A 24,327-nucleotide genomic window follows, 5' to 3' on the forward strand; every position below is an offset into this window, starting at 1 on the left:
CCGGTTTGGCGGAGTTTTCCGCCATTGCCGGGGGGCTGGTTGGTTGACGCGGACAAAAACGGCTGCATAGTGCGGCGCAATGCGGTGCAGGCGATCACATCGGTCCCGGCGCGCGCGCAGTAGAAGAAAGGCGTAAAATGGAGAAGCCACTTAACAAGCAGGAACTCGTCGCCGCGGTGGCCGACGACGCCGATCTGCCGAAGGCGAAGGCGGGCGAAGTGGTCGATGCCGTGTTTGGCGCCATCGAGAAGGCCCTGTCCAAGAAGCAGGAAGTCCGGCTGGTGGGTTTCGGCACGTTCGTGACCGCGACGCGCAAGGCAGCCAAGGGCCGCAATCCCCGCACGGGCGAGGAAATCGACATTCCGGCATCCACCTCGGTGCGCTTCAAGCCGGGCAAGAACCTGAAGGAAGCCGTGAGCTGATCAGGCTCTGACGGTTTGCGGGGCTGGGGCGGCGTGCGGGCCTGCCCTGGTCCCCGTTTCTGTGGAACCGGGGCAGGTTCCGCTTTCGGGTACAATACCTCGCTTTGGACCTCGCTTTTGGGGCGATTAGCTCAGCGGTAGAGCGTCTCGTTTACACCGAGAGGGTCGGCGGTTCGATCCCGTCATCGCCCACCATTCCGTCCCCGAGGGGATCCGGGCGGACGTCCGGAAAATTCGACCGAAAGATCCGCCCGGTCGGTTGACGGGTCCCGGGGGGAGGATTAAACACCCCTCACGCCTTCGCGGGTGTAGCTCAGTTGGTTAGAGCGCCGGCCTGTCACGCCGGAGGTCGCGGGTTCGAGCCCCGTCACTCGCGCCACGGCAACGATGCCGGATCATCGGGCGGCGATGCGCAGGGTGGTGTTCCACCGCGCAATATTCGCCGAAAAATATTCACCAGAAAATCGAATTTAATATTGGTGCGGAGCGCAAGTAAAAGGCGCTGAACGTGCGTCCGTGGGCGATATTTCCGTCATCACGGGAATGTGCCCAACCCGACGGGGGCTGGCGCACTGGTCGCTTCGGATTCTTGGGTCTAACCTTCCGAACGATGGAGCCTGGCTTCGGGGCCGACTTCGTCAAGCCGCCGCAGCGGCGTGCCATCAGCGCGGGAGAGCCTCATGCAGTCCGTTCTTGCGGATTACTTTCCGATTCTGATCTTCGGTGTGATCGCGGTCGTGATTGCCGGGGCGATGCTGGGAAGTTCCCTGCTGTTCGGTCACCAGAAGCCCTATGCCGAGAAGGTTTCGGCCTATGAATGCGGGTTCGAGGCGTTCGACGACGCGCGACGGCGCTTTGACGTGCGGTTTTACCTTGTTTCGATCCTGTTCATTATTTTCGATCTCGAGGTCGCCTTTCTTTTTCCCTGGGCGGTCAGCCTGTCGCGGATCGGCCTGTTCGGCTTTCTGTCGATGATGGGCTTCCTGGGCGTCCTGACGGTCGGGTTCGTCTATGAATGGTGCAAGGGCGCGCTGGATTGGGATTGAGCGAGGGAAGGGAGAGACGGGCATGAGCACCGCCAACGCGACGGGCGAGGCGCAGGACGCCATCGCCTGGAACCGGGACATGCTGCCGCCGGGGCCGGAGCAGGATGCCGTGATCAAGGGCATTACCGGCGAGATCACCGAGAAGGGCTTCGTCGTCGCCAATCTGGACAAGCTGGTGAATTGGGGCCGCACCGGCAGCCTGTGGCCGATGTCCTTCGGCCTGGCCTGCTGCGCGGTGGAAATGATCCATGCCTACATGCCGCGCTATGATCTAGACCGGATGGGGATCATTCCCCGCGGCTCGCCGCGCCAGTCGGACGTAATGATCGTGGCCGGTACGCTGACCAACAAGATGGCCCCGGCGCTGCGCCGCGTCTATGACCAGATGGCCGAGCCGCGCTGGGTGATCTCGATGGGGTCGTGCGCCAATGGCGGCGGGTATTACCATTATTCCTATTCCGTGGTGCGCGGCTGCGACCGAATCGTGCCGGTGGATGTCTATGTCCCCGGCTGCCCGCCGACGGCCGAGGCACTGATCTACGGCATTCTGCAACTGCAGAAGAAAATCCGCAGGACAGGGACGATTCTCCGTGGCTGACATCGGACGTGACCTGACGGGCGCCGCCGCGTCCGCCGCCTTGGCGCGCGGCAATCTGGGGGCGCTGGCCTTCACGCTGTCCACCGCGGTGCCGGGCATCCATTCCGCCGCGATCGAGGGGGGCGAACTGGTGGTGCGGACCAGCCGCGCGCGGCTGATCGGGCTGATGGAGATGCTGCGCGACGATCCGCGCTATGCCTGCGAGCAGATGATGGATCTGTGCGGGGTCGATTACCCCGAGCGGGCGGAGCGATTCGAGGTCGTCTACAATTTGCTGTCGGTTTCGCACAACCACCGGATCCGGGTGGTCGTCACCACCGACGAGACCAGCCCCGTGCCGTCGGTCCACCTTTTATGGCCGTCGGCGACCTGGTGGGAGCGCGAATGCTACGATTTGTTCGGCGTGCTGTTCTCGGGCCAGCCGGATCTGCGGCGAATCCTGACCGATTACGGATTCGAGGGGCATCCGCTGCGCAAGGACTTCCCGCTGACCGGCTATGTCGAGATGCGGTACGACGAGGACCGGCGCCAGGTGGTCTATGAGCCGGTGAAGCTGACCCAGGATTTTCGCAATTTCGATTTCGAATCGCCGTGGGAGGGCATCCTGACCCTGCCGGGCGACGAGAAGGCGCACGAGACCCGCCAGGGGCTGAAGCTGCCGCGATGACCGGGGTGAAGGGAGGCGACCGATGAGCGACATTGTCCTTCACGAGGATATTCCGGAAAGCCTGCAGCCGGGCGGCGGCGTGCCGGCGCCGGGCGCGCGGACGGTGGAAATCGATTCACACGCGCTGAATTTCGGCCCGCAGCATCCGTCGGCCCATGGCGTGCTGCGTCTGGTGCTGGAGATGGAGGGCGAGGTCGTCGCCCGCGCGATACCGCATATCGGGCTGCTGCATCGCGGCACCGAGAAGCTGATCGAATACAAGACCTATCCCAAGGCGCTGCCTTATTTCGACCGGCTGGATTACGTCTCGCCGATGTGCGAGGAGCAGGCTTTCGCGCTGGCGACCGAGAAGCTGCTGGGGATCGAGATCCCGGACCGCGCGAAATGGATTCGGGTGATGTTCGCCGAGCTGACGCGCATCCTGAACCATATCCTGAACCTGACATCGTTCGGACTGGATTGCGGCGCGCTGACCCCGGCCCTGTGGGGGTACGAGGAACGCGAGAAGCTGATCGAGTTCTATGAGGCCGCGTCGGGCGCGCGGTTCCACGCCAATTATTTCCGCCCCGGCGGTGTCGCGCGCGACCTGCCGGCCGGGCTGGAGGAACGGATCGCCGAATGGGCGCGGCAATTCCCCGCCTGGATCGACGATCTGGAATCGCTGCTGACCAATAACCGGATCTGGAAGCAGCGCACGGTGGGGATCGGCGTGTTCACCACCGAGCAGGCGCTGGCCTGGGGGTTCAGCGGGCCGTGCCTGCGGGCGTCGGGCGTGCCATGGGACCTGCGCCGCGCACAGCCTTATGACAATTACGACAAGGTCGAATTCAACATCCCGGTCACCCGTCAGGGCGATTGCTATGACCGCTATCTGGTCCGGGTGGCCGAGATGCGCGAGAGCGTGCGCATCGTCGAGCAGTGCCTGGCGCAGATGAAACCTGGCCCGGTCAAGATCCAGGATCACAAGATCACGCCGCCGCCGCGCCGCGAGATGAAGCGGTCGATGGAGGCGCTGATCCATCATTTCAAGCTGTTCACCGAAGGGTACCACGTGCCGCCGGGGGCGACCTATACCGCGGTCGAGAGTCCCAAGGGCGAATTCGGGGTCTATCTGGTCGCGGACGGCAGCAACCGGCCCTATCGATGCAAGATCCGGCCCACCGGATTTGCCCATCTGCAGGCGATCGACGAGATGTCGCGCCGGCACATGCTGGCGGACGCGGTGGCGATCATCGGATCGCTCGACCTGGTGTTCGGTGAGATTGACAGGTGAAAGAGATGTCCGCTCATTCCCCCATTGACCAGATCGCGCAGCCCGACAGCTTCGCCTTCGATGCCGAGAGCGAGGCGCAGATCGCGGCGATCCTGGCGAAATATCCGGCCGAGCGGAAGGCCAGCGGCACGCTGCCGCTGCTGTATGTCGCGCAGAAGCAGATGGGCCGGCAGACCGGCAGCGCCTGGGTGCCACGCGCGGCGATGGACGAGATCGCCCGTCGGCTGGAGGTCGCGCCGATCCGCGTCTATGAGGTCGCGACCTTCTACCTGATGTTCAATACCCGCCCGATCGGGCGCCATCATCTGCAGGTCTGTACCACGACCTCGTGCTGGCTGCGCGGGTCGGACGAGGTGGTCGCGGCCTGCAAGGAGGCGACCGGCATTTCGGCCTTCGGCCAGTCCAGCGCGGACGGGCTGTTCACCCTGACCGAGGTCGAATGCCTGGGGGCGTGTGCCAACGCGCCGATCCTGCAGGTGGATGACGATTATTACGAGGATCTGGACGGGCCGCGCACGATCGAACTGATCGAGGCGCTGCGGCGTGGGGAGCGCCCCGCGTCGGGCCCGCGCATCGACCGCATGGGCTCGGCGCCCGCGGGTGGACGCAAGACGCTGACGGACAGTCCCGCGGACCATGCGGCGGACCATCCGGCGAATCTGGGCTGAGCGGGAGAGACGGGGATGCTGCAGGACAAGGACCGGATCTTCACCAACCTGTACGGCCAGCTTGATTGGCGCCTGGCCGGCGCCCGCCAGCGCGGGGACTGGGACAATACGGCCGAGATCCTGGCGCGCGGGCGCGATGCGATCGTCAATGAGATGAAGGCGTCGGGCCTGCGCGGGCGGGGCGGGGCGGGATTTCCGACCGGCGTGAAATGGTCGTTCATGCCCAAGGCTTCGGACGGGCGGCCGCATTACCTGGTCATCAATGGCGACGAGTCCGAGCCCGGGACCTGCAAGGATCGCGAGATCCTGCGCCACGAGCCGCACAAGCTGATCGAAAGCGCGCTGATCGCGTCCTTCGCGATGGGGGCGCACACGGCCTATATCTATATTCGCGGCGAGTTCTACAACGAGGCGCGGCATCTGCAGATGGCGATCGACGAGGCCTATGCGGCCGGGCTGATCGGCAGGAATGCGGCCGGATCGGGCTGGGATTTCGATTTCCACATCCATCGGGGGGCCGGGGCCTATATCTGCGGCGAGGAGACGGCGCTGCTGGAGAGCCTGGAGGGCAAGAAGGGCCAGCCGCGCATGAAGCCGCCATTCCCGGCGGCGATGGGCCTGTATGGCTGTCCGACAACGGTGAACAATGTCGAGAGCATCGCCGTGGCGTCGACGATCCTGCGGCGCGGGGCGACGTGGTTTTCCTCGCTGGGCCGGCCGAACAATGCCGGCACCAAACTGATGGCCATTTCGGGCCATGTGAACACGCCCTGCGTGTTCGAAGAGGAATTGGGGGTGCCGCTGAAGGAGATCATCGAGAAACATGGCGGCGGGGTGCGCGGCGGATGGGACAATCTGCTGGCGGTGATTCCGGGCGGCTGTTCGGTGCCGGTGCTGCCGGCATCGGTCTGCGAAACCGTGCTGATGGATTATGACAGCCTGCGCGCCGAGCGGTCGGGGCTGGGCACGGCCTGCATGATCGTCATGGACAAATCGACCGACATCGTCCGCGCGATCGCCCGGTTTTCGCAATTCTTCAAGCATGAGAGCTGCGGCCAGTGCACGCCGTGCCGCGAGGGCACAGGCTGGATGATGCGGGTGATGCAGCGCATGGTCGAGGGGCGGGCCGAGATCGACGAGATCGATATGCTGGAGCAGGTGACGCGCCAGGTCGAGGGGCACACGATCTGCGCCCTGGGCGATGCGGCGGCGTGGCCGATCCAGGGTCTGATCCGCCATTTCCGCCCGGTGATGGAGGAGCGGATCCGGGCCTACAAGGCAGCCCATGGCGGGCGGATCACGCAGGTGCCGGCGCAGGCACGCATTCCGGTGGCGGCGGAGTAGGGGCGATGGTGAAGGTTACCGTCGACGGGATCCAGGTCGAGGTCCCCAACGGGTCCAGCGCGCTGCAGGCGTGCGAGGCGGCGGGGAAGGAAATCCCGCGTTTCTGTTTTCATGAGCGGCTGTCGGTCGCGGGCAATTGCCGCATGTGCCTGGTGCAGGTGGTGCGTGCGCCCAAGCCCGTGGCGTCCTGCGGGTTTCCGGTGGCGGAGGGGATGGAAATCCTGACCGACACCGACATCGTGCGCAAGGCGCGGCGCGCGGTGATGGAGTTCCTGCTGATCAACCATCCGCTGGATTGCCCGATCTGCGACCAGGGCGGCGAATGCGACCTGCAGGACCAGGCGTTCGGCTATGGCGCGGATCATTCGCGCTACCAGGAAGCCAAGCGGGCGGTGACGGACAAATATCTCGGCCCGCTGGTCAAGACGGTGATGACGCGCTGCATCCAGTGCACGCGCTGCGTGCGCTTCGCGACCGAGATTGCCGGCGTGCCGGAACTGGGCGCCGTGTCGCGCGGCGAAAACATGGAAATCACCAACTATGTCGAGAAGGCGCTGACATCGGAATTGTCGGGCAACCTGATCGATATCTGCCCGGTGGGGGCGCTGACGTCCAAGCCCTATGCCTTCGTGGCGCGGCCGTGGGAGTTGAAGCGCACCGATTCCATCGACGTGTCCGACGCGGTCGGCACCAATATCGGCCTGCATGTCCGCGGCAGCGCGGTGCTGCGCATCGTGCCGCGCGTCAATGACGCGGTGAACGAGGAATGGCTGGCGGACAAGGGGCGGTTTTCGGTCGACGGGCTGAAGCATCGCCGGCTGGACCGGCCGTGGGTGCGGGTGCACGGCAAGCTGCAGCCCGTATCCTGGCAGGATGCGTTCGTGGCCATCGGCCGCCGGCTGGACGGCGTGGCGGGCGAGCGGATCGGCGCCATTGCCGGCGATCTGTGCGACGCCGAAAGCATGATGGCGCTGAAGGACCTGCTGACGGCGCTGGGGTCGAAGAATATCGATTGCCGGCAGGATGGGGCGGAGTACGATCTGTCCAGCCGGGCCTATTACACGTTCGGCAGCACCATCGCCGGGATCGAGGAGGCGGACGCGCTGCTGATCGTGGGGTCGATCCCGCGCCAGGAGGCGCCGGTGCTGAACGCGCGGATCCGCAAGCGCTTCCTGGCAGCCGGGCGCGGGGGATTCCCGATCGGCATGATCGGCGTGCCGACGGCCGATCCGACCTATCAGGCGCAGGTGCTGGGCGACGGGCCCGCCGTGCTGGCGGGCCTGCTGGATGGCAGCCATCCGTTTGCCGGGACGCTGAAGGCGGCGAAGCGGCCGATGATCATTCTGGGCCACGGCGCGCTGGTGCGCGACGATGCGCGCGCGATCCTGGCGGCGTGCTGGGCGCTGGCGCGGGAGGTCGGCGCGGTCGGCGCCGGGTGGAACGGGTTCAACGTGCTGCATCATGCGGCCGGCCGCGTGGCGGGGCTGGATCTGGGCCTGGTGCCCGGGCCGGGCGGGCGCAGCGCCGCGGGCATGATGAGCGGCGGGGTCGACGTGCTGTGGCTGCTGGGGGCGGACGAGTTCCATACCGCGCGGATCGGGCCGGAGACCTTCGTGATCTATCAGGGCCATCATGGCGATGCGGCGGCGGCGCGGGCCGACGTGATTCTGCCGGGGGCGAGTTTCGCCGAGAAATCCGGCACGTACGTGAATACCGAGGGGCGCGTGCAGCGCACGTTCCGCGCGGTGATGCCGCCGGGCGACGCGCGGGAAGATTGGCGGATTCTGCGGGCATTTTCCGAAGTGGTGGGCAAGACTCTGCCCTATGACACGCTGGAGGCGCTGCGCGAGCGGATGGCGCTGGCCAATCCGGTCTTCCGCGTGATCGGCGGTGTCGAGGCGGTGGACGTCACCGGCCTGGGCGGTCCGGCGGGCGAGGCGCGGGGCGTATCGGGCGCGCCGTTCCGCCCGATATTCGACGATTATTACCAGACCAATCCGATCTGTCGGGCCAGCCCGACGATGGGCGAATGTTCGCGGATCTATGTCCATGCCGGGATCCAACCCGGGATCGAGGCGGCGGAGTAGGGCGACGTGGCGCATTTCTTTCTGCACACACTGATCGGCCAGGTGATCCTGACCGTACTGGAGGCGCTGGCCGTTCTGGTGCCGCTGCTGCTGGGGGTGGCGTATCTGACCCTGGCCGAGCGCAAGGTGATGGCGGCGATGCAACTGCGCAAGGGGCCGAACGTGAACGGCCCGTTCGGCATGCTGCAGGCCTTTGCCGACGCGATCAAGATGATCACCAAGGAGACGGTCATACCGGCGGGTGCCAACCGGTTTCTGTTTCTGTTCGCGCCCTTTCTGACCTTTTCGCTGGCCATGGTGGCCTGGGCGGTCATTCCCACCAACAATGGCTGGGCAGTCGCGAACATCAATGTGGGCGTGCTGTACCTGCTGGCGATTTCCTCGCTGGGGGTCTACGGCATCCTGATCGCGGGGTGGGCGTCGAATTCCAAATACGCCTTCCTGGGCGGGCTGCGCTCGGCCGCGCAGATGGTGTCGTACGAAGTGTCGATCGGGCTGGTGATCGTGTCGGTGCTGCTGGCGGTCGGCAGCCTGAATTTGAACGACATCGTGCTGGCGCAGCGGCATGTCTGGTTCTGCCTGCCGATGTTTCCGATGTTCATCGTCTTCTTCATCTCGGCGCTGGCGGAAACCAATCGCGCGCCGTTCGACCTGCCCGAGGGCGAGAGCGAGCTGGTGGCCGGGTTCTTCGTCGAATATTCGGCGCTGGCCTTCGGTCTCTTCTTCCTGGGCGAATATGCCAACATGTTCCTGATGTCGGGAATGGTCAGCATCCTGTTCCTGGGCGGCTGGCTGCCGCCGGTCGGGATCGCGCCCTTTACCTGGATTCCGGGGCCGCTGTGGCTGATCGCGAAAATCCTGTTCTGCCTGTTCGTCTTCATCTGGGTGCGCGCGACGTTTCCGCGCTACCGCTATGACCAGTTGATGCGGCTGGGATGGAAGGTGTTCCTTCCGTTCTCGCTGGTCTGGATGGTGCTGACGGCAGGCTTCCTGATGGCGACCGGGCTGCTGCCCCAGGGAGGAGCGAGCTGATGGGATATCTGGACCGGACTGTCCGCTCCTTCCTGCTGGCCGAGCTGGTGGCCGGCATGGGGGCGACCTTGAAGGCGTTCTTCAAGCCCAAGGCCACGATCAACTACCCTTATGAAAAGGGGCCGCTGTCGCCGCGCTTTCGCGGCGAGCATGCGCTGCGCCGCTATCCGAACGGCGAGGAGCGGTGCATCGCCTGCAAATTGTGCGAGGCGACCTGCCCCGCCGAGGCGATCACGATCGAGGCCGAGCCGCGCGAGGACGGGTCGCGGCGCACCACGCGCTATGACATCGACATGACGAAATGCATCTATTGCGGGCTGTGCGAGGAAGCGTGCCCCGTCGATGCGATCGTCGAAGGCCCGAACTATGAATTCGCGACCGAGACGCGCGAAGAGCTGATGTACAACAAGGAAAAGCTGCTGGCCAACGGCGATCGCTGGGAAAGCGTGCTGGCGCGGCGGCTGGAGCTCGATGCGCCTTATCGCTGAGAGGTCCGGCCCGGCGATCGTGCCGGTCCCGGCGGGACGGCGCGGCGCGCGGCGGCGGCAGGAGGAAAGAGCCATGCGGCAGGAAGGTCACGGATGATGACCCAAATCGTCTTCTATGTATTTGCGACGGTGCTGGTCCTGTCGGCCGGGATGGTGGTCAGCGCCCGCAACCCGGTCCATTCGGTACTGTTCCTGATCCTGGCCTTCTTCAACGCCGCGGGGCTGTTCCTGGTCGCGGGGGCCGAGTTTCTGGCGATGATCCTGGTCATCGTCTATGTCGGCGCGGTGGCGGTGCTGTTCCTGTTCGTCGTCATGATGCTGGATGTGCGCTTCACCGAAATGCGCGAGGGGCTGCAGCGTTATGCACCGTTCGGGGCCGCGGTGGGCGGGGTGCTGCTGGCGGAGTTGGTGCTGGCCTTCGGCCATTGGCGGGTCGCGTCGCAGATCGGCGCGATCGGCCATCTGGTGCCGGCGCCGGGGCGGAGCAACACGGCCGCGCTGGGTGACGTGCTTTACACGCACTATGTCTTCCTGTTCCAGGCCTGCGGGCTGGTGCTGCTGGTCGCGATGATCGGGGCGATCGTGCTGACCCTGCGCGAGCGGCCGATGGGGCGGCGGCAGAATATCGAGCGCCAGCATGCACGCACCGCGACGGAATCGCTGGAGATGATGGCCCTGCCGCTGGGCGGAGGGGTGATCGGCAACGGGGGATTCCTGCGGCCGAAGGAGTCCTATTTCATTGCCTCCGTTCCCGGATCGTACGGCGTGACGGACGAGATCGCGCCGGAGGCGGCGACGCGGGCCGAAGGCGCTGCGGACCAGGAAGGAGCGGCGCGGTGAACGGCGGTTTGGGAAGCATCGGCATCGGGCCGTATCTGGCGGTCAGTGCCGTCCTGCTGGTTCTGGGCGTGTTCGGGATTTTCCTGAACCGCAAGAACGTCATCATCATCCTGATGTCGATCGAGTTGATCCTGCTGTCGGCGAACCTGAATTTCGTCGCGTTTTCCTCGGCGCTCGGCGATCTGTCCGGGCAGGTCTTCACCTTGTTCGTCCTGACCATCGCAGCGGCGGAATCCGCGATCGGCCTGGCGATCGTAACGGTCTATTTCCGCAATCGCGGATCGATCGAGGTCGAAGACATCAGCATGATGAAGGGGTGAGCGGATCATGGAAACGGCATCCAACCTTTTCGAGATCGCGGTTCTTGCCCCGCTGTTCGGTTCGGCCGTCGCGGGCCTGTTCGGCCGGGTGACGGGCGACAGGGTCGCGCAGGCCCTGACCACCGTGCTGATGGTCGTCTCGGCGGGCTGCGGCATCGGCGCGCTGTACGCCGCGCTGCATGCCGGCGGCACGCCCGCCGTGGTGTCCCTGGCCGACTGGATCCGCGCGGGCAATTTCCATGCCGCCTGGACGCTGCGGATGGATACGCTGTCGCTGTCGATGGTGGCGATGGTCGGCTGCGTGTCGGCCTTGGTGCATATCTACAGCACCGGCTACATGGGGCACGAGAAGGTCCCGACCTATCGCTTCTTCTCGTACCTGTCGCTGTTCACCTTCGCCATGCTGATGCTGGTGACGTCCAACGACCTGATCCAGCTGTTCTTCGGCTGGGAAGGGGTGGGGTTGGCCAGCTATCTGCTGATCGGATACTGGTACGACCGGCCCAGCGCGAACGACGCGGCGATCAAGGCATTCGTGGTCAATCGCGTGGCCGACCTGTTCTTCCTGGTAGGGGTGGCCCTGCTGTTCGTGGAATTCGGTTCCGTCACCTATGATAATATCTTCGCCCTGGTGCCGGCGCATGGCGACGACGTCTATCACCTGTTCGGCACCCATCGGGTCTATGAGGTGATCTGCACGCTGCTGTTCATCGGTGCCATGGGCAAGTCGGCGCAATTGTTCCTGCACACTTGGCTGCCGGACGCGATGGAAGGCCCGACGCCGGTTTCCGCGCTGATCCATGCGGCGACCATGGTCACCGCCGGGGTGTTCCTGATGGCGCGCATGTCGCCGCTGGTGGAATTCGCGCCCTATACCAAGGATTTCATCCTGTTCATCGGGGCGACGACCTGCTTCTTCGCCGCCACCGTCGGGCTGGTGCAGCCGGACATCAAGCGGACCATCGCCTATTCGACCTGCTCGCAACTGGGCTATATGTTCATGGCGGCCGGGGTCGGGGCCTATCAGGCGTCGATGTTCCATCTGACGACGCATGCCTTCTTCAAGGCGCTGCTGTTCCTGGGAGCGGGATCGGTCATCCATGCCGTGCATGACGAGCAGGACATGTTCCGCATGGGCGGGCTGTGGAAGAAGATTCCGCTGACCTATGGCGCGATGTGGGCGGGCAGCCTGGCGCTGGCGGGGATTTTCCCCTTCGCCGGCTACTGGTCGAAGGACGCGATCCTGGAAGCGGCCTGGATGGCGCATAGCGGCCTGGGCTTCTATGGCTGGGTGCTGGGCTGCATCACGGCCTTCCTGACGGCGCTGTATAGCTGGCGGCTGTTGTTCCTGGTCTTTCACGGTACGCCGCGCGATGCGCATCTCTACGAGGGCGCGCATGAAAGCCCGCTATCGATGACGCTGCCGCTGGTGCTGCTGGGGCTGGGGGCCGCGCTGGCCGGCCTGCTGCTGGCGCCGCATTATGTCGGGGCCGGGCAGGCGGATTTCTGGGCCGGGGCGATCGTGAACGCGCCGGGCGACACGGTGATCGCGACCCTGGAGCAGACGCCGGAACTGATCGCGCTGGTGCCCAGCATCGCGGGGATCGCGGGGATTGCCGTGGCCTATCTGTGCTATGTGGCCCGTCCGGCGATCCCGGCCGGCCTGGCGCGCGGCATGCGGCCGCTGTACCTGTTCCTGCTGAACAAATGGTATTTCGACGAATTATATGACCGCATCTTCATCCGGCCCTATCAGGCGCTGGCGCGCCTGTTGTGGAAGGGCGCGGATGAAGGGGTGATCGAGGCCATACCCGCCGGGCTGGCGCGCGTGACCGCCGGCACCGCGGCGCAGGCGGTGCGCACGCAGACCGGGTCGATCGCCATCTACGCGTTCACGATGCTGATCGGGCTGGTGGTGCTGGTCTCGACCCTGCTGATTATCCACTGATCTCCGGGAAACGGGTGTAAGCGATGAACTGGACACTTGCTCTGCCGGAAATCGTCCTGGCGTGCTGCGGCCTTGCGATCCTGGTCTTCGGCGTGGTGCAGACGAAGGCGCAGCCTTTCCTGTCCTGCGCGATGCTGACGATCGCGTCCTTCGTGGTGACGGGGTTCCTGGTCCTGACCACGCCGGACGGGGTGGGATACAACCATATCTTCGTCAATGACGACTTCGCCCGCTTCATGAAGATCCTGAGCCTGGCGGGCGGGGCGCTGGCCACCATGCTGACGGTGGGCCATGCGCGCGCGATGAAGGTCGAGCGGTTCGAATTTCCGGTGCTGCTGCTGTTCTCGACCCTGGGCACCATGATGATGGCGTCCTCGGGCAACCTGATGACCCTGTTCATCGGGCTGGAATTGTCGTCGCTGGCGATCTACATCCTGTGCGCCTTCGCGCGGGACGAGGTGGCGGGGGCCGAAGCCGGGCTGAAATATTTCGTGCTGGGGTCGCTGGCGTCGGGCCTGCTGCTCTATGGCTCGGCGCTGGTCTATGGCTTTGCCGGGACCATGGAATACGGCGCCATCCAGCAGGCGCTGGGCGCCGAGGGCGCGGTGCCGCTGGGGCTGATGTTCGGCATCGTGTTCATGCTGGCGGGCCTGACCTTCAAATTGTCGGCGGTGCCGTTCCATATGTGGACGCCCGACGTCTATCAGGGGGCGCCGACCTCGGTGACGGCGTTCATGGCGGGCGCGCCGAAATTCGCGGCGTTCGCGCTGCTGCTGCGGGTGATGGCCGGGCCGTTCGGCCATGTGGCGCCGCAATGGCGGATGCTGGTCGAGGCGATCGCGATCCTGTCGATGCTGTTCGGCGCGGTGGCGGCGATTCCGCAGAAGGACATCAAGCGGCTGATGGCCTATTCGTCGATCGGCCATATGGGATATGCCCTGATGGGGCTGTGCGCCGGCACGCCCGAGGGGATGCGCGGAACGCTGGTCTATCTGGCCACCTACCTGCTGATGAATGTCGGCGCCTTTGCCGTGATCGTCGCCATGCAGCGCAAGGGGCGCGGCCTGACCGCAATTTCCGACCTGTCCGGTCTGGGCCGGACGGACCCGGGCCTGGCGATGGCCATGGCGATCTTCATGCTCAGCATGGCCGGGCTGCCGCCGCTGGCCGGATTTTTCGGCAAGATGATGGTGTTCTATGCCGCGCTGAATGCCCATCTCCATGTCCTGGTGCTGGCCGGTGTGGTCAGCAGCGTGATCGGGGCCTATTATTATGTTCGCGTGGTCAAGGTGATGTTCTTCGAGGATGGCGCGCCGTCCTTCGACCGGCGACCGCTGTCGCTGTCCTTCCTGTCGGTGGGGACGGGGGTGGCGACGGTCTGCTTCCTGCTGGTATGGGGACCGGTTTCGAGTGCGGCGCAGGCGGCGGCCCTGGCCCTGTTCAGGTGATGGCGGCCGGCTTGCCCCGGCCGCCCGCGCCGTCCGGCGGGACGGCGTGGCGGCTGGAGATCCATGATTCATTGGATTCGACGTCGGATCTGTGCCTGGCGCGTGCCGCGCGGGGCGAGGCGGCGGGGCTGGCCGTGCTGGCCAGGCGGCAGACGCGGGGGCGTGGCAGCCGGGGACGCGAATGGCAGGATCCGGGCGGCAATCTGGCCTTTTCGGTCCTGTTGCGGCCGGAGGGCGTTGCGGCGTGGCCGGTCGGGTTGTGGCCCTTCATCGCCGGGCTGGCATTTCATGGGGCCATCGCACCCTGGATCCGCGATCCGGCGCTGCTGCGCCTGAAATGGCCGAACGACCTGCTGCTGGGTGGGCGCAAGATGGCCGGCATCCTGATCGAAAGCGGCGAGGGTCGGTCGGGGCGCTGGATGGTGATCGGTTTCGGCGCCAATCTGCGTGCCGCCCCGGTCGTGCCGGGGCGCGAGCTGGCCTGCGTGGCCGATTTCGGCCCCCCCCCCGCGCCCGAGGACGTGGCGCGCGCGATCTGCCGCGAATTGGATGCGTGGATGGCGGTCTGCGGCGGCGGAGGCTTTGAGCCGGTGCGCGCGGCATGGCTGGCGCGCGCGCATCCGGTGGGCACCGGGCTTGTGGTACGCGGGGAAAGCGGGCAGGTAGAAGGTTCGTTCGACGGCCTGGACGCGCAGGGGATGCTTCTGTTGCGCTGTGCCGGCGGGCAGAGACGGATTTCCACCGGCGAGATCCTGCTGCTGGAGCCCGGCGCCGCGGCGCCGGGGACAAGCGGGACACGGGACGGTGCGCGTCGGGCGGCGGACGGGGATTGAACCGGCGGCCGGCCGGACGGTTGTTGCTATGGGACGCGCTGCGCGTCCGAGGGTTTTGGACGGCCATGGGGCGGGCCGGTCGTCGAGCGGACATGGATTGTCCGGCTCCGACCGGGTCTGGCGCCGGCCGGACGTGGGATCGCCTCCGACGGAGGCATGCCCCTGAGGGCGCCTTTCTGGAGGCGTTTCCCCGGGGGCGACATGGTCAGGCGGACATGGGCGATGTCCGCGACGGGTTCGGGCCATAGGGCCCAGATGTTGAGAGCGACTGGAAGACTGAAGGATCGAGTATGCAGGACGTGACGGATGGTCTGGCCTTTCTGCCCCTGGGCGGAACGGGCGAGATCGGTATGAATTTCAACCTCTATCGCCTGGGGACCACATGGCTGGCGGTAGATTGCGGGATCGGTTTCAGCGGCAACGATACGCCCGAGGCCGAGATCCTGATGCCGGACCCGGCCTTTATCGTCGAGCGCAAGACGGATCTGGCCGGGCTGGTGATCACCCATGCGCATGAGGACCATCTGGGGGCGGTGGCTCATCTGTGGCCGCGCCTGAACTGCCCGGTTTATGCCACCCCGTTCGCCGCCGCCGTGCTGCGCCGCAAGCTGGGCGAGGCGCATCTGCAGCATCACGTGAAGATCGTCACCATCGCCCCCGGCGGCGCCTTCACGGTCGGGCCGTTCGACCTGCGCTTCATCCCGGTGACCCATTCGGTGCCCGAGGCGCAGGCGCTGGTGCTGCGGACCCCGCACGGCAATGTGGTGCATACCGGCGACTGGAAGTTCGACCCCAACCCGATGGTCGGGCCGCCGACCGACGTGGCGGCGCTGGAGGCGGTGGGCAACGAGGGCGTGCTGGCCCTGGTCTGCGACAGCACCAACGTGATGACCGAGGGCCCGTCGGCGTCGGAATCCGATGTGCGGCGCGGCATGACCGATCTGATCGGGTCGTTGCGCGGGCGGGTCGCGGTGACCTGCTTCGCCAGCAACGTGGCGCGGGTGGAAACCATCGCCAAGGCGGCGCAGGCCGCCGGCCGTTCGGTGGTGATCGTGGGACGGTCGCTGCGCAACCTGGACGTGGCGGCGCGGGAATGCGGCTATCTGGCCGATGTGCCGCCCTTCCTGTCCGAGCAGGAGGCGCACACGCTGCCGGACGACGAGGTGGTGATGATCATCACCGGCAGCCAGGGCGAGCCGCGTTCGGCCCTGTCGCGCATCGCGGGCGACACGCATCCCAATATCTCGCTGGGCGAGGGGGATACCGTGATCTACAGCAGCCGCATGATCCCGGGGAACGAGCAGGCGGTCATGCAGGTGCAGGATAACCTGACCCGCCGGGGCGTGCGGGTGCTGACCGACCGCGACCATCTGGTGCATGTGTCGGGCCATGCGACGGGCGGTGACGTGCGTCGCCTGTTCGACCTGGTGCGGCCGCGTTTTGCCGTGCCGGTGCATGGCGAATGGCGCCACCTGACGGCCAACGCCGCGATCGCGCGGGAGAAGGGCGTGTCGCCGATCCTGCTGGAAGACGGCGACATCCTGAACCTGTCCCCGGGTGTGGTCGAAGTGGTCGATACCGCGCAGACCGGCCGGCTGGTGCTGGATGGCGGACGGCTGCTGCCGATGAATGGCGGGGTGCTGGCGGCGCGTCGGCGCATGCTGTTCAACGGCATGGTCATCGGCAGTTTCGCGGTGGATGACGAAGGCTATCTGATCGGCGATCCGAAGGTGAGCGCGCCGGGCCTGCTGGACCCCGAGGATCCCGAGACCGTGCGCATGACCGAGGAGTTCGGCGACGCGCTGGACGAGATTCCCGACGAGCTGCGCCAGGACGATACGACCTTCCGCGAGGCGGCGAAGACCGCGCTGCGCCGCGCGCTGGGGCGCAAGCTGCAGAAGCGACCCCTGGTGGACGTGCATCTGCTGCGCGTCTGAGCGGTCGTGGTGCAAGCCGGCGCATCTGACAGGCCGGCGTGTCTGTCGAGGAGCTGAACGCGGGGGGCTGAAAGGATTACGGCAGGAGGTGCATGGCGCCTCCTGCCGTTCCCGGACGTTTTTTCCTTCCCTAAACCCGGTGCCTGTGACGACCGGATCAGACAGCGGGGACTGTAGGAGCCCCGTTCGGGCCTGTCACCTGCCTCACGCCTTTGTTGAACGGGTTGGCGCGGAGACGGGCTTCACACTTCGTTGTTCGTTTTATGCGCCTGTTTGCGCGCCCGTGTGCGCGGCCCGTGGCGGAATGGCGGGTTCTGGCGTATTCGTCTTACCTTTCCACGATCCGCCCGGCCGGTGGCCGGTTTTTCGAGGTTGATATCGGTATGCGTCTGTCCCGCGGCTTCCTGCCGACTCTCAAGGAGAATCCTGCCGAGGCGCAGGTCATCTCGCACCGCCTGATGCTGCGGGCCGGGCTGATTCGCCAGACGGCGGCCGGGATCTATGCGTGGCTGCCGGCCGGCTTGCGCGTGCTGCGCAATATCGGCCAGATCGTGCGCGAGGAGCAGGATGCGATCGGCGCGCAGGAATTGCTGATGCCCACCATCCAGCCGGCGGAATTGTGGCGGCGGTCGGACCGCTACGATGCCTATGGTCCCGAGATGCTGCGCATCCAGGATAGGCACGAGCGCGAATTGCTGTACGGGCCGACCAATGAGGAAATGATCACCGACCTGTTCGGCCAGGTGGTGAAGTCGTACCGTGAGCTGCCGCAGGTGCTGTACCATATCCAGTGGAAGTTCCGCGACGAGGTGCGGCCGCGATTCGGGGTGATGCGCGGGCGTGAGTTCCTGATGAAGGATGCCTACAGCTTCGACGCCGATTACGATTCGGCGGTCGATACCTATCGGCGGATGATGCTGGCCTATCTGCGCACCTTCCAGCGCCTGGGGGTAAAGGCGATCCCGATGGTGGCCGATACCGGCCCGATCGGCGGCGAGCTGAGCCATGAATTCCTGATCCTGGCGCCGACCGGCGAAAGCGGCGTGTTCTTCGACGGGGCGTTCGAGGAGCAGGACTGGCTGTCCGAGCCGGTGGACATCGCCGACCGCGATTCGCTGGCGGCGTTCTTCAGCCGCATGACCTCGTTCTACGCCGCCACCGACGAGAAGCATGACGAGGCCGCCTGGGCCGGCGTGCCCGCCGAGCGCCGGCGCGAGGGGCGTGGCATCGAGGTGGGGCATATCTTTCATTTCGGCCGCAAATATACCGGGTCGATGGATATCGCGGTCAGCGGGCCGGACGGCGCGCCGCTGCACCCGGAAATGGGGTCGTACGGCATCGGCGTGTCGCGCCTGGTCGCCGCGATCATCGAGGCCAGCCATGACGATAACGGCATCATCTGGCCGGAGAGCGTGGCGCCGTTCCGTGCTGCGATCCTGAACCTGAAACCGGGGGACGCGGGGTGCGACGCGCTGTGCGAGCAATTGTACCGCGCGGCGCCGGACCGGTTCCTGTATGACGACCGTGCCGAGCGCGCGGGGGTGAAATTCGCCGATGCCGACCTGATGGGCCATCCCTGGCAGATCATCGTGGGCCCGCGCGGCGCCAAGGACGGCAAGGTGGAACTGAAGCGCCGCGCCGACGGCGAACGGTTCGAATTGCCGGTGGACGAGGCGCTGGCGCGGGTGATCGGGGCCTGATCATGTTCGGTCCATTCGAGCGCGCGGTGGCCGGGCGCTATCTGCGCGCCCGCAAGGGCGAGCGGTTCGTGTCGGTCATCGCCATCTTCTCGCTGGTCGGGATTGCCCTGGGGGTGGCGACCCTGATCATCGTCATGGCGGTGATGAACGGGTTCAAGGCCGATCTGATGGGCCGTATCCTGGGGTTGAACGGGGATATGAGCCTGTTCAGCGTCAGCCGCTCGATCGGGAATTACGACGACCTGGCCGCCACCGTGCGGCACGTGCCGGGCGTGACGGCCGCCACGCCGCTGATCGAGGGGCAGGTGCTGCTGAGCGCCGGCAGCTACAATACGGGGGGGATGGTGCGCGGCATGACCCGCGCGGGCCTGCGCGACCTGCACGAGGTCAGCGATTCGCTGGTCGCGGGGTCGCTGGACGGGTTCGACGGCAATGACGCGATCATCATCGGCGTGACCCTGGCCGAACGGGCCGGCCTGTCGGTCGGGTCGCGGCTGACGCTGATTTCGCCCAACGGAGCGGCCACGCCGTTCGGCACCATGCCGCGGATCAGGGCGTATCACGTGGTGGCGATCTTCGACGCCGGGATGAATGATTATAACAGTTCATATGTCTTTCTGCCGCTGCCGGCCGCGCAGGTTTATTTCCAGATGCCCGACCAGGTGACGCAGATCCAGGTGATGACCCGCGATGCCACCAACGTCCAGCCGGTGCGCGCGGCGATCGAGCGCGCGGTGGGCGACAGCCGGATCCGCGTGCTGGACTGGACGCAGACCAATAATGCGTTCTTCGGCGCGGTGACGGTGGAGCAGAACGTGATGTTCCTGATCCTGACCCTGATCGTGCTGGTGGCGGCATTCAACGTGATTTCGTCGCTGATCATGATGGTGAAAGACAAGACGGCCGATATCGCCGTGCTGCGCACCATCGGGGCCAGCCGGGGGGCGATCATGCGCATCTTCCTGATGTGCGGCGCCTCGGTGGGGGTGACGGGGACGGTAATCGGCACCGTGCTGGGCATCGTGTTCTGCCTGAACATCGAGCGGATCCGGCAGTTCCTGCAGTCGCTGACCGGGACGAACCTGTTCAATCCCACGGTCTATTACCTGGAGCACCTGCCGGAGAAGCTGATCTGGTCGCAGGTGGTCGAGGTGATCGTCATGGCGCTGAGCCTGTCGCTGCTGGCGACGCTGTACCCGTCCTGGCGCGCGGCGCGGACCGATCCGGTGGAGGCGCTGCGCCATGAGTGAGGCTGTGACGCCGCTGGTGCTGTCGGGCGTCTGGCGGACCTTTCGCAGTGGGGACGAGGTGCTGGACGTGCTGCAGGGCGTGGACCTGGCCCTGCGCGCCGGCGAGATCGTGGCCCTGGTGGCGCCGTCGGGGACCGGCAAGTCGACATTGCTGCACCTGGCCGGGCTGCTGGAGTCGCCCGACCGGGGGCAGGTCGTGGTCGGCGGCCAGGATGCGGGGCGGCTGGGCGACCTGGAGCGCACGGCGATCCGCCGCCGGCGCATCGGATTCGTCTATCAGTTCCATCATCTGCTGGCGGAGTTCACCGCCCGGGAAAACGTGATCCTGCCGCAACTGATCGCCGGCGTGCCGCGCGCCGACGCGCGGGCGCGGGCCGATTCGCTGCTGGGCGCCTTCGGGCTGGGGCATCGGCTGGAGCATCTGCCGGGGCGGCTGTCGGGCGGCGAGAAGCAGCGCGTGGCCATCGCCCGGGCGCTGGCGAACCGGCCGGGCATCCTGCTGGCGGACGAGCCGACGGGAAATCTGGACGTCCATACCGCGGACACCGTGTTCGACGAATTGCTGCGCATGGTGCGGGGCGAGGGCGTCGCGGCGCTGATCGCCACCCACAACGACGCGCTGGCCGCGCGGATGGACCGGGTGGTGACGCTGCGCGAGGGCAGGCTGGTGGAACTGGCCCGTCACTGAAGCAGCCGGCCAGGGGAAGCGGGTCAAGGGAAGGGTCAGGGGAAGCGGGCCAGGGCAGGCGTTCCGGGGGATACGCTTTCCCGGCGGGGGGGTGATACCGCCGGGGCAGAGGATAGGGTAGGCTTGCGGCATGTCGCACGCCGATTTCGTCCATCTTCGCGTCCATTCCGCCTACTCGCTCAGCCAGGGGGCGATTCGCGTCGCCGAGCTGGCCGGACTGGCGCAGGAGATGCGCATGCCGGCGGTGGCCATCACCGATACCGGCAATCTGTTCGGCGCGCTGGAATTCTCGCAATATTGCTCGGGCAAGGGGGTGCAGCCGATCATCGGCTGCCAGGTCGGCCTGCCGCCGCGGGCGGACAAGCCCGGCCTGCCGGCCGAGCCGGTGGTCCTGCTGGCGCAGGACGAGACCGGGCTTGCGAACCTGCAATATCTGTCCTCGCAAGGGTTCCTGCAGGGGGATGCCGCCGAGCCCATGGTGTCGCCCGAGCTGCTGTGCGCGCGCTCCGAAGGGCTGATGCTGCTGACCGGCGGGACGCGCGGGCCGCTGTTTCGCATGCTGGCCGACGGGCAGGAGGACGAGGCGCGGCGTTTCCTTGAACGATTGCAGGGCGCCTTCGGCGACCGGCTGGCGGTCGAACTGCATCGCCACGGGCTGCCGGTCGAGCGGGCGGTGGAACCCGGGGTGATCCATCTGGCCGACCAGTTGGGCCTGCCGCTGGTGGCGACCAACGAATGTTTCTTTCCCCGCCCCGACCTGTACGAGGCGCATGACGCGCTGCTGTGCATCGCCCAGGGCCGCACGATGGCCGAGCGTGATCGCTGGCGGGTGACGCCGGAACACTGGTTCAAGACCCCGGCGATGATGCGCGAGCTGTTCGCCGACCTGCCGGAAGCCTGCGACAACACGCTGGCGATCGCCCGGCGCTGTGCCGTGCGGGTGGAGACGCGCAAGCCGCTGCTGCCGGTCTGTCCCAAGGTGCAGCCGGGATCGACCGAGGAAGAGACGCTGCGCGCCATGGCGGCCGACGGGCTGGCGCGGCGCCTGGAGCGCATGACGCTGGATGAGGAAACGCGCCGCGCCTATCGCGAGCGGCTGACCTTCGAGCTGGATATCATCGCGAAGATGGGATTCCCCGGCTATTTCATGATCGTCGCGGACTTCATCCAGTGGGCGAAGGCGCACGACATCCCGGTGGGGCCCGGGCGCGGCTCGGGCGCCGGATCGCTGGCGGCCTGGGCGCTGACGATCACCGATATCGATCCGATTCCCTTCAACCTGCTGTTCGAGCGCTTCCTGAACCCCGAGCGCGTGTCGATGCCGGATTTCGACATCGATTTCTGCCAGGACCGGCGTGACGAGGTGATCCGCTATGTGCGGAGCGAATATGGCCCCGACCGGGTGGCACAGATCATCACCTTCGGAAAATTGCAGGCTCGGGCCGCCGTGCGCGACGTGGGGCGCGTGCTGGGCCTGCCGTTCGGCATGGTCAACAAGGTCGCCGAGCTGATCCCGAACAACCCGGCCAAGCCGGTGACCCTGAAGCAGGCGATCGAGGGCGAGCCGCGCCTGCAGGAGATGCGCGACGCGGACGAGGCGATCCGCCGGCTGCTGGAGATCGGCCTGCAACTGGAAGGCCTGTATCGCCATGCCAGCACCCATGCCGCCGGCGTGGTGATCGGGGACCGGCAACTGGTCGAACTGGTGCCGCTCTATCGCGATCCGAAGAGCGACATGCTGGTCACCCAGTACAACATGAAGTTCGTCGAGCAGGCGGGGCTGGTGAAGTTCGACTTCCTGGGCCTGACGACGCTGACGATCCTGCAGCGGGCGGTGCAGTTCCTGAAGGGCCTGGGCGAGACGGTGGACCTGTCGGCGCTGCCGCTGGACGATCCGCTGACGTACGAGATGCTGGCGCGGGGCGACACCGGCGGGGTGTTTCAGTTCGAAGGGGCGGGGATGCGCGACGTCCTGAAGCAGATGCGCCCCACCCGGCTGGAGGACCTGATCGCCGCGGTGGCGCTGTATCGCCCGGGGCCGATGGCGAACATTCCCGATTATTGCCGCCGCAAGCACGGCGAGGCGTGGGAGCCGCCGCACGAGGAGATCCGTTCGATCCTGGAAGAGACCTATGGCATCATGGTCTACCAGGAGCAGGTGATGCAGATCGCCCAGAAGATGGCAGGCTACAGCCTGGGCGGGGCCGACCTGTTGCGCCGTGCGATGGGCAAGAAGATCCGCGCCGAGATGGACAAGCAGCGCGAGATCTTCACCGAGGGCGCGGTGGGGCGCGGCATCGATCGCGACAAGGCGGTCGAGGTCTTCGACCTGATGGCGAAATTCGCCGATTACGGGTTCAACAAATCCCACGCGGCGGCCTATGCCCTGGTGTCGTACCAGACGGCCTGGATGAAGGCGAACCATCCGGTGCCGTTTCTTGCGGCCTGCATGTCGCTGGCGCGGGAAAAGACCGACAAGCTTGCGGCCCTGCGGCAGGAGGCCGAGCGGCTGGGCATTCCGGTGTTGCCGCCCGACATCAATATGTCGGGCGCCGATTTCACCGTCGAGCGGTTGGAGGATGGACGGCTGGGCATCCGCTATGCCCTGGCGGCGGTGAAGAAGGTCGGCTTCGCGGCGATGGAGGCGCTGGTGGCCGCGCGGGGGCGGCGGCCGTTCGCCGACCTGGCGGACCTGGCGGCGCGGGTCGACCCCAGGCAGTTGAACAAGATGCAGATCGAGAACCTGGCCAAGGCAGGGGCTTTCGACCGGGTCGTGCCCAACCGCGCCCTGGTGGCGGCTGCGGCCGAAACCGTGCTGCGCCGCGCCAATGCCCAGGCCCAGGAGGCGGCCAGTGGGCAGATCGGGCTGTTCGGCGGCGGCGGGAACGCGTCGCCCGAGCCGCTGCGCCTGCCGGAGGTGGCGGACTGGCCGGAATTCGAGCGGCTGAGCATGGAGGCCGAGGCGATCGGCTTTCACATGACGGCGCATCCGCTGGATTCGTACGGGCTGTTGATGCGCCGGCTGGGAGTGGTGCGGGCCAGCGGGCTGGAAGCCGCGGCCCAGGCCGGGCTGACGCGGGTGAAGGTCGCCGGCTGCGTGATCGACCGCAAGGAGCGCCCGACCCGCACCGGCAGCAAGATGGCCTGGGTGCGCCTGTCGGACGCCAGCGGCGGGTGCGAAGTCACGCTGTTTTCCGAAGTGCTGTCGCGCACCCGCGACGTCCTGACCGCCGGGACCGCCGTGCTGGTCAGCGCCGAGCTGCGCCTGGATGGCGACGCGCTGCGCATCACCGCCAGCGACGTCGTGTCGCTGGAGCAGGCGGCGGCGGACGCGGCGGCGGAACTGCGCATCTGGTTCGACCGCGAGGAGGCGATCGGCCCGATCCATTCCATCCTGTCCGACGAGAAGGGGGGACGCGGCAAGGTGATCCTGCTGCCCTCGGTGGCCGAGACGCGGGATGTCGAAGTGCGCCTGGGGGGCGCGTACCGGGTGACGCCGCGCATGGCGCAGATGATCCGCGCCGTGCCCGGCGTGGAGAAGGTCGAGCAGGGCTAGCCGGCCGGCCCAGGGACCTCCGGGCACCTTGTGTTGGCGGTTTTCGGCCGGTGGGCGCTTGCATTGCGTGGGAAAAATCGTCATATCGACGCCCGTCGGCCGGTTCGGCCGGCAATTCGCACGCGAAGCAATGCCTCTGGTGTCCCGCGCGGGACCGGCGCTTCGCGGAGGACCAACCAGAA

Annotated in this window: 20 protein-coding genes and 2 tRNA genes; all 22 read left to right on the forward strand. The window is 66.6% G+C overall.

The features are described 5' to 3' along the window. The first annotated feature begins 137 nt into the window (after nucleotides 1-137). The 22 genes from AAC691_RS01010 to dnaE all read left to right on the forward strand — a co-directional run bounded on the left by AAC691_RS01010 (nucleotide 138) and on the right by dnaE (nucleotide 24,145). Nucleotides 138-422 (forward strand): HU family DNA-binding protein, encoded by a 285-nt coding sequence (locus tag AAC691_RS01010; protein ID WP_176639217.1) that lies wholly within the window; start codon nucleotides 138-140, stop codon nucleotides 420-422. A 120-nt stretch (nucleotides 423-542) separates the two neighbouring features. Then, nucleotides 543-617: transfer RNA gene (locus AAC691_RS01015), tRNA-Val, on the forward strand. Nucleotides 618-724: 107 nt separating this feature from the next. Further along, nucleotides 725-801: transfer RNA gene (locus AAC691_RS01020), tRNA-Asp, on the forward strand. 301 nt (nucleotides 802-1,102) lie between these two features. After that, nucleotides 1,103-1,468, forward strand: coding sequence for an NADH-quinone oxidoreductase subunit A (locus AAC691_RS01025; protein WP_176639216.1), 366 nt, complete (start codon nucleotides 1,103-1,105; stop codon nucleotides 1,466-1,468). A 22-nt stretch (nucleotides 1,469-1,490) separates the two neighbouring features. Further along, nucleotides 1,491-2,066 carry an NADH-quinone oxidoreductase subunit B family protein gene (locus AAC691_RS01030; protein ID WP_176639215.1) on the forward strand — a complete coding sequence of 192 codons (576 nt, stop codon included), beginning with the start codon at nucleotides 1,491-1,493 and terminating at the stop codon, nucleotides 2,064-2,066. 1 nt (nucleotide 2,067) lies between these two features. Continuing rightward, nucleotides 2,068-2,733 carry an NADH-quinone oxidoreductase subunit C gene (locus AAC691_RS01035; protein WP_342630102.1) on the forward strand — a complete coding sequence of 222 codons (666 nt, stop codon included), beginning with the start codon at nucleotides 2,068-2,070 and terminating at the stop codon, nucleotides 2,731-2,733. Nucleotides 2,734-2,755: 22 nt separating this feature from the next. After that, a complete protein-coding gene (locus AAC691_RS01040; RefSeq protein WP_342628664.1) occupies nucleotides 2,756-4,006 on the forward strand; it encodes an NADH-quinone oxidoreductase subunit D in 1,251 nt (416 codons plus the stop codon). A gap of 5 nt (nucleotides 4,007-4,011) precedes the next feature. Continuing rightward, nucleotides 4,012-4,674 carry an NAD(P)H-dependent oxidoreductase subunit E gene (locus AAC691_RS01045; RefSeq protein ID WP_176639213.1) on the forward strand — a complete coding sequence of 221 codons (663 nt, stop codon included), beginning with the start codon at nucleotides 4,012-4,014 and terminating at the stop codon, nucleotides 4,672-4,674. Between the two features lie 15 nt (nucleotides 4,675-4,689). Further along, on the forward strand, nucleotides 4,690-6,018 hold the full coding sequence (gene nuoF / locus AAC691_RS01050) for an NADH-quinone oxidoreductase subunit NuoF (RefSeq protein ID WP_176639212.1): 1,329 nt from the start codon (nucleotides 4,690-4,692) through the stop codon (nucleotides 6,016-6,018). A 5-nt stretch (nucleotides 6,019-6,023) separates the two neighbouring features. After that, nucleotides 6,024-8,105, forward strand: a complete 2,082-nt coding sequence (gene nuoG / locus AAC691_RS01055) for an NADH-quinone oxidoreductase subunit NuoG (RefSeq protein WP_342628665.1) — start codon at nucleotides 6,024-6,026, stop codon at nucleotides 8,103-8,105. Nucleotides 8,106-8,111: 6 nt separating this feature from the next. After that, nucleotides 8,112-9,137 carry an NADH-quinone oxidoreductase subunit NuoH gene (gene nuoH, locus AAC691_RS01060; protein ID WP_176639866.1) on the forward strand — a complete coding sequence of 342 codons (1,026 nt, stop codon included), beginning with the start codon at nucleotides 8,112-8,114 and terminating at the stop codon, nucleotides 9,135-9,137. Continuing rightward, a complete protein-coding gene (nuoI, locus tag AAC691_RS01065) occupies nucleotides 9,137-9,625 on the forward strand; it encodes an NADH-quinone oxidoreductase subunit NuoI (protein ID WP_176639867.1) in 489 nt (162 codons plus the stop codon). The genes nuoH and nuoI overlap by 1 nt, the downstream gene beginning before the upstream one ends. A gap of 93 nt (nucleotides 9,626-9,718) precedes the next feature. Then, nucleotides 9,719-10,465 (forward strand): NADH-quinone oxidoreductase subunit J, encoded by a 747-nt coding sequence (locus tag AAC691_RS01070; RefSeq protein WP_323990861.1) that lies wholly within the window; start codon nucleotides 9,719-9,721, stop codon nucleotides 10,463-10,465. Continuing rightward, nucleotides 10,462-10,785, forward strand: a complete 324-nt coding sequence (gene nuoK / locus AAC691_RS01075; RefSeq protein WP_323990862.1) for an NADH-quinone oxidoreductase subunit NuoK — start codon at nucleotides 10,462-10,464, stop codon at nucleotides 10,783-10,785. Before AAC691_RS01070 ends, nuoK begins: the two co-directional genes overlap by 4 nt. Before the next feature lie 7 nt (nucleotides 10,786-10,792). After that, nucleotides 10,793-12,733 carry an NADH-quinone oxidoreductase subunit L gene (gene nuoL, locus AAC691_RS01080; RefSeq protein WP_342628666.1) on the forward strand — a complete coding sequence of 647 codons (1,941 nt, stop codon included), beginning with the start codon at nucleotides 10,793-10,795 and terminating at the stop codon, nucleotides 12,731-12,733. 23 nt (nucleotides 12,734-12,756) lie between these two features. Beyond that, the gene (gene nuoN, locus AAC691_RS01085) at nucleotides 12,757-14,181 is read left to right on the forward strand and encodes an NADH-quinone oxidoreductase subunit NuoN (RefSeq protein ID WP_342628667.1); all 1,425 of its coding nucleotides are present in this window, start codon (nucleotides 12,757-12,759) and stop codon (nucleotides 14,179-14,181) included. Next, nucleotides 14,181-15,014 carry a biotin--[acetyl-CoA-carboxylase] ligase gene (locus tag AAC691_RS01090; RefSeq protein ID WP_408906038.1) on the forward strand — a complete coding sequence of 278 codons (834 nt, stop codon included), beginning with the start codon at nucleotides 14,181-14,183 and terminating at the stop codon, nucleotides 15,012-15,014. The genes nuoN and AAC691_RS01090 overlap by 1 nt, the downstream gene beginning before the upstream one ends. A 290-nt stretch (nucleotides 15,015-15,304) precedes the next feature. After that, complete coding sequence (locus AAC691_RS01095; protein WP_176639541.1) at nucleotides 15,305-16,951, forward strand: ribonuclease J; 1,647 nt, start codon at nucleotides 15,305-15,307, stop codon at nucleotides 16,949-16,951. Nucleotides 16,952-17,334: 383 nt separating this feature from the next. Then, the gene (gene proS, locus AAC691_RS01100; RefSeq protein ID WP_176639540.1) at nucleotides 17,335-18,651 is read left to right on the forward strand and encodes a proline--tRNA ligase; all 1,317 of its coding nucleotides are present in this window, start codon (nucleotides 17,335-17,337) and stop codon (nucleotides 18,649-18,651) included. Nucleotides 18,652-18,653: 2 nt separating this feature from the next. Beyond that, nucleotides 18,654-19,901: a lipoprotein-releasing ABC transporter permease subunit gene (locus AAC691_RS01105; RefSeq protein ID WP_176639539.1), complete on the forward strand. Its 1,248-nt coding sequence runs from the start codon at nucleotides 18,654-18,656 to the stop codon at nucleotides 19,899-19,901. Next, nucleotides 19,894-20,589, forward strand: a complete 696-nt coding sequence (locus tag AAC691_RS01110) for an ABC transporter ATP-binding protein (RefSeq protein WP_323990866.1) — start codon at nucleotides 19,894-19,896, stop codon at nucleotides 20,587-20,589. The genes AAC691_RS01105 and AAC691_RS01110 overlap by 8 nt, the downstream gene beginning before the upstream one ends. 130 nt (nucleotides 20,590-20,719) lie before the next feature. Beyond that, a complete protein-coding gene (dnaE, locus tag AAC691_RS01115; RefSeq protein WP_342628669.1) occupies nucleotides 20,720-24,145 on the forward strand; it encodes a DNA polymerase III subunit alpha in 3,426 nt (1,141 codons plus the stop codon). Nucleotides 24,146-24,327: the final 182 nt, after the last annotated feature.

Origin of the sequence: Nguyenibacter vanlangensis, assembly GCF_038719015.1 — a bacterium.
In the GTDB taxonomy this organism is placed as follows: domain Bacteria; phylum Pseudomonadota; class Alphaproteobacteria; order Acetobacterales; family Acetobacteraceae; genus Gluconacetobacter; species Gluconacetobacter vanlangensis.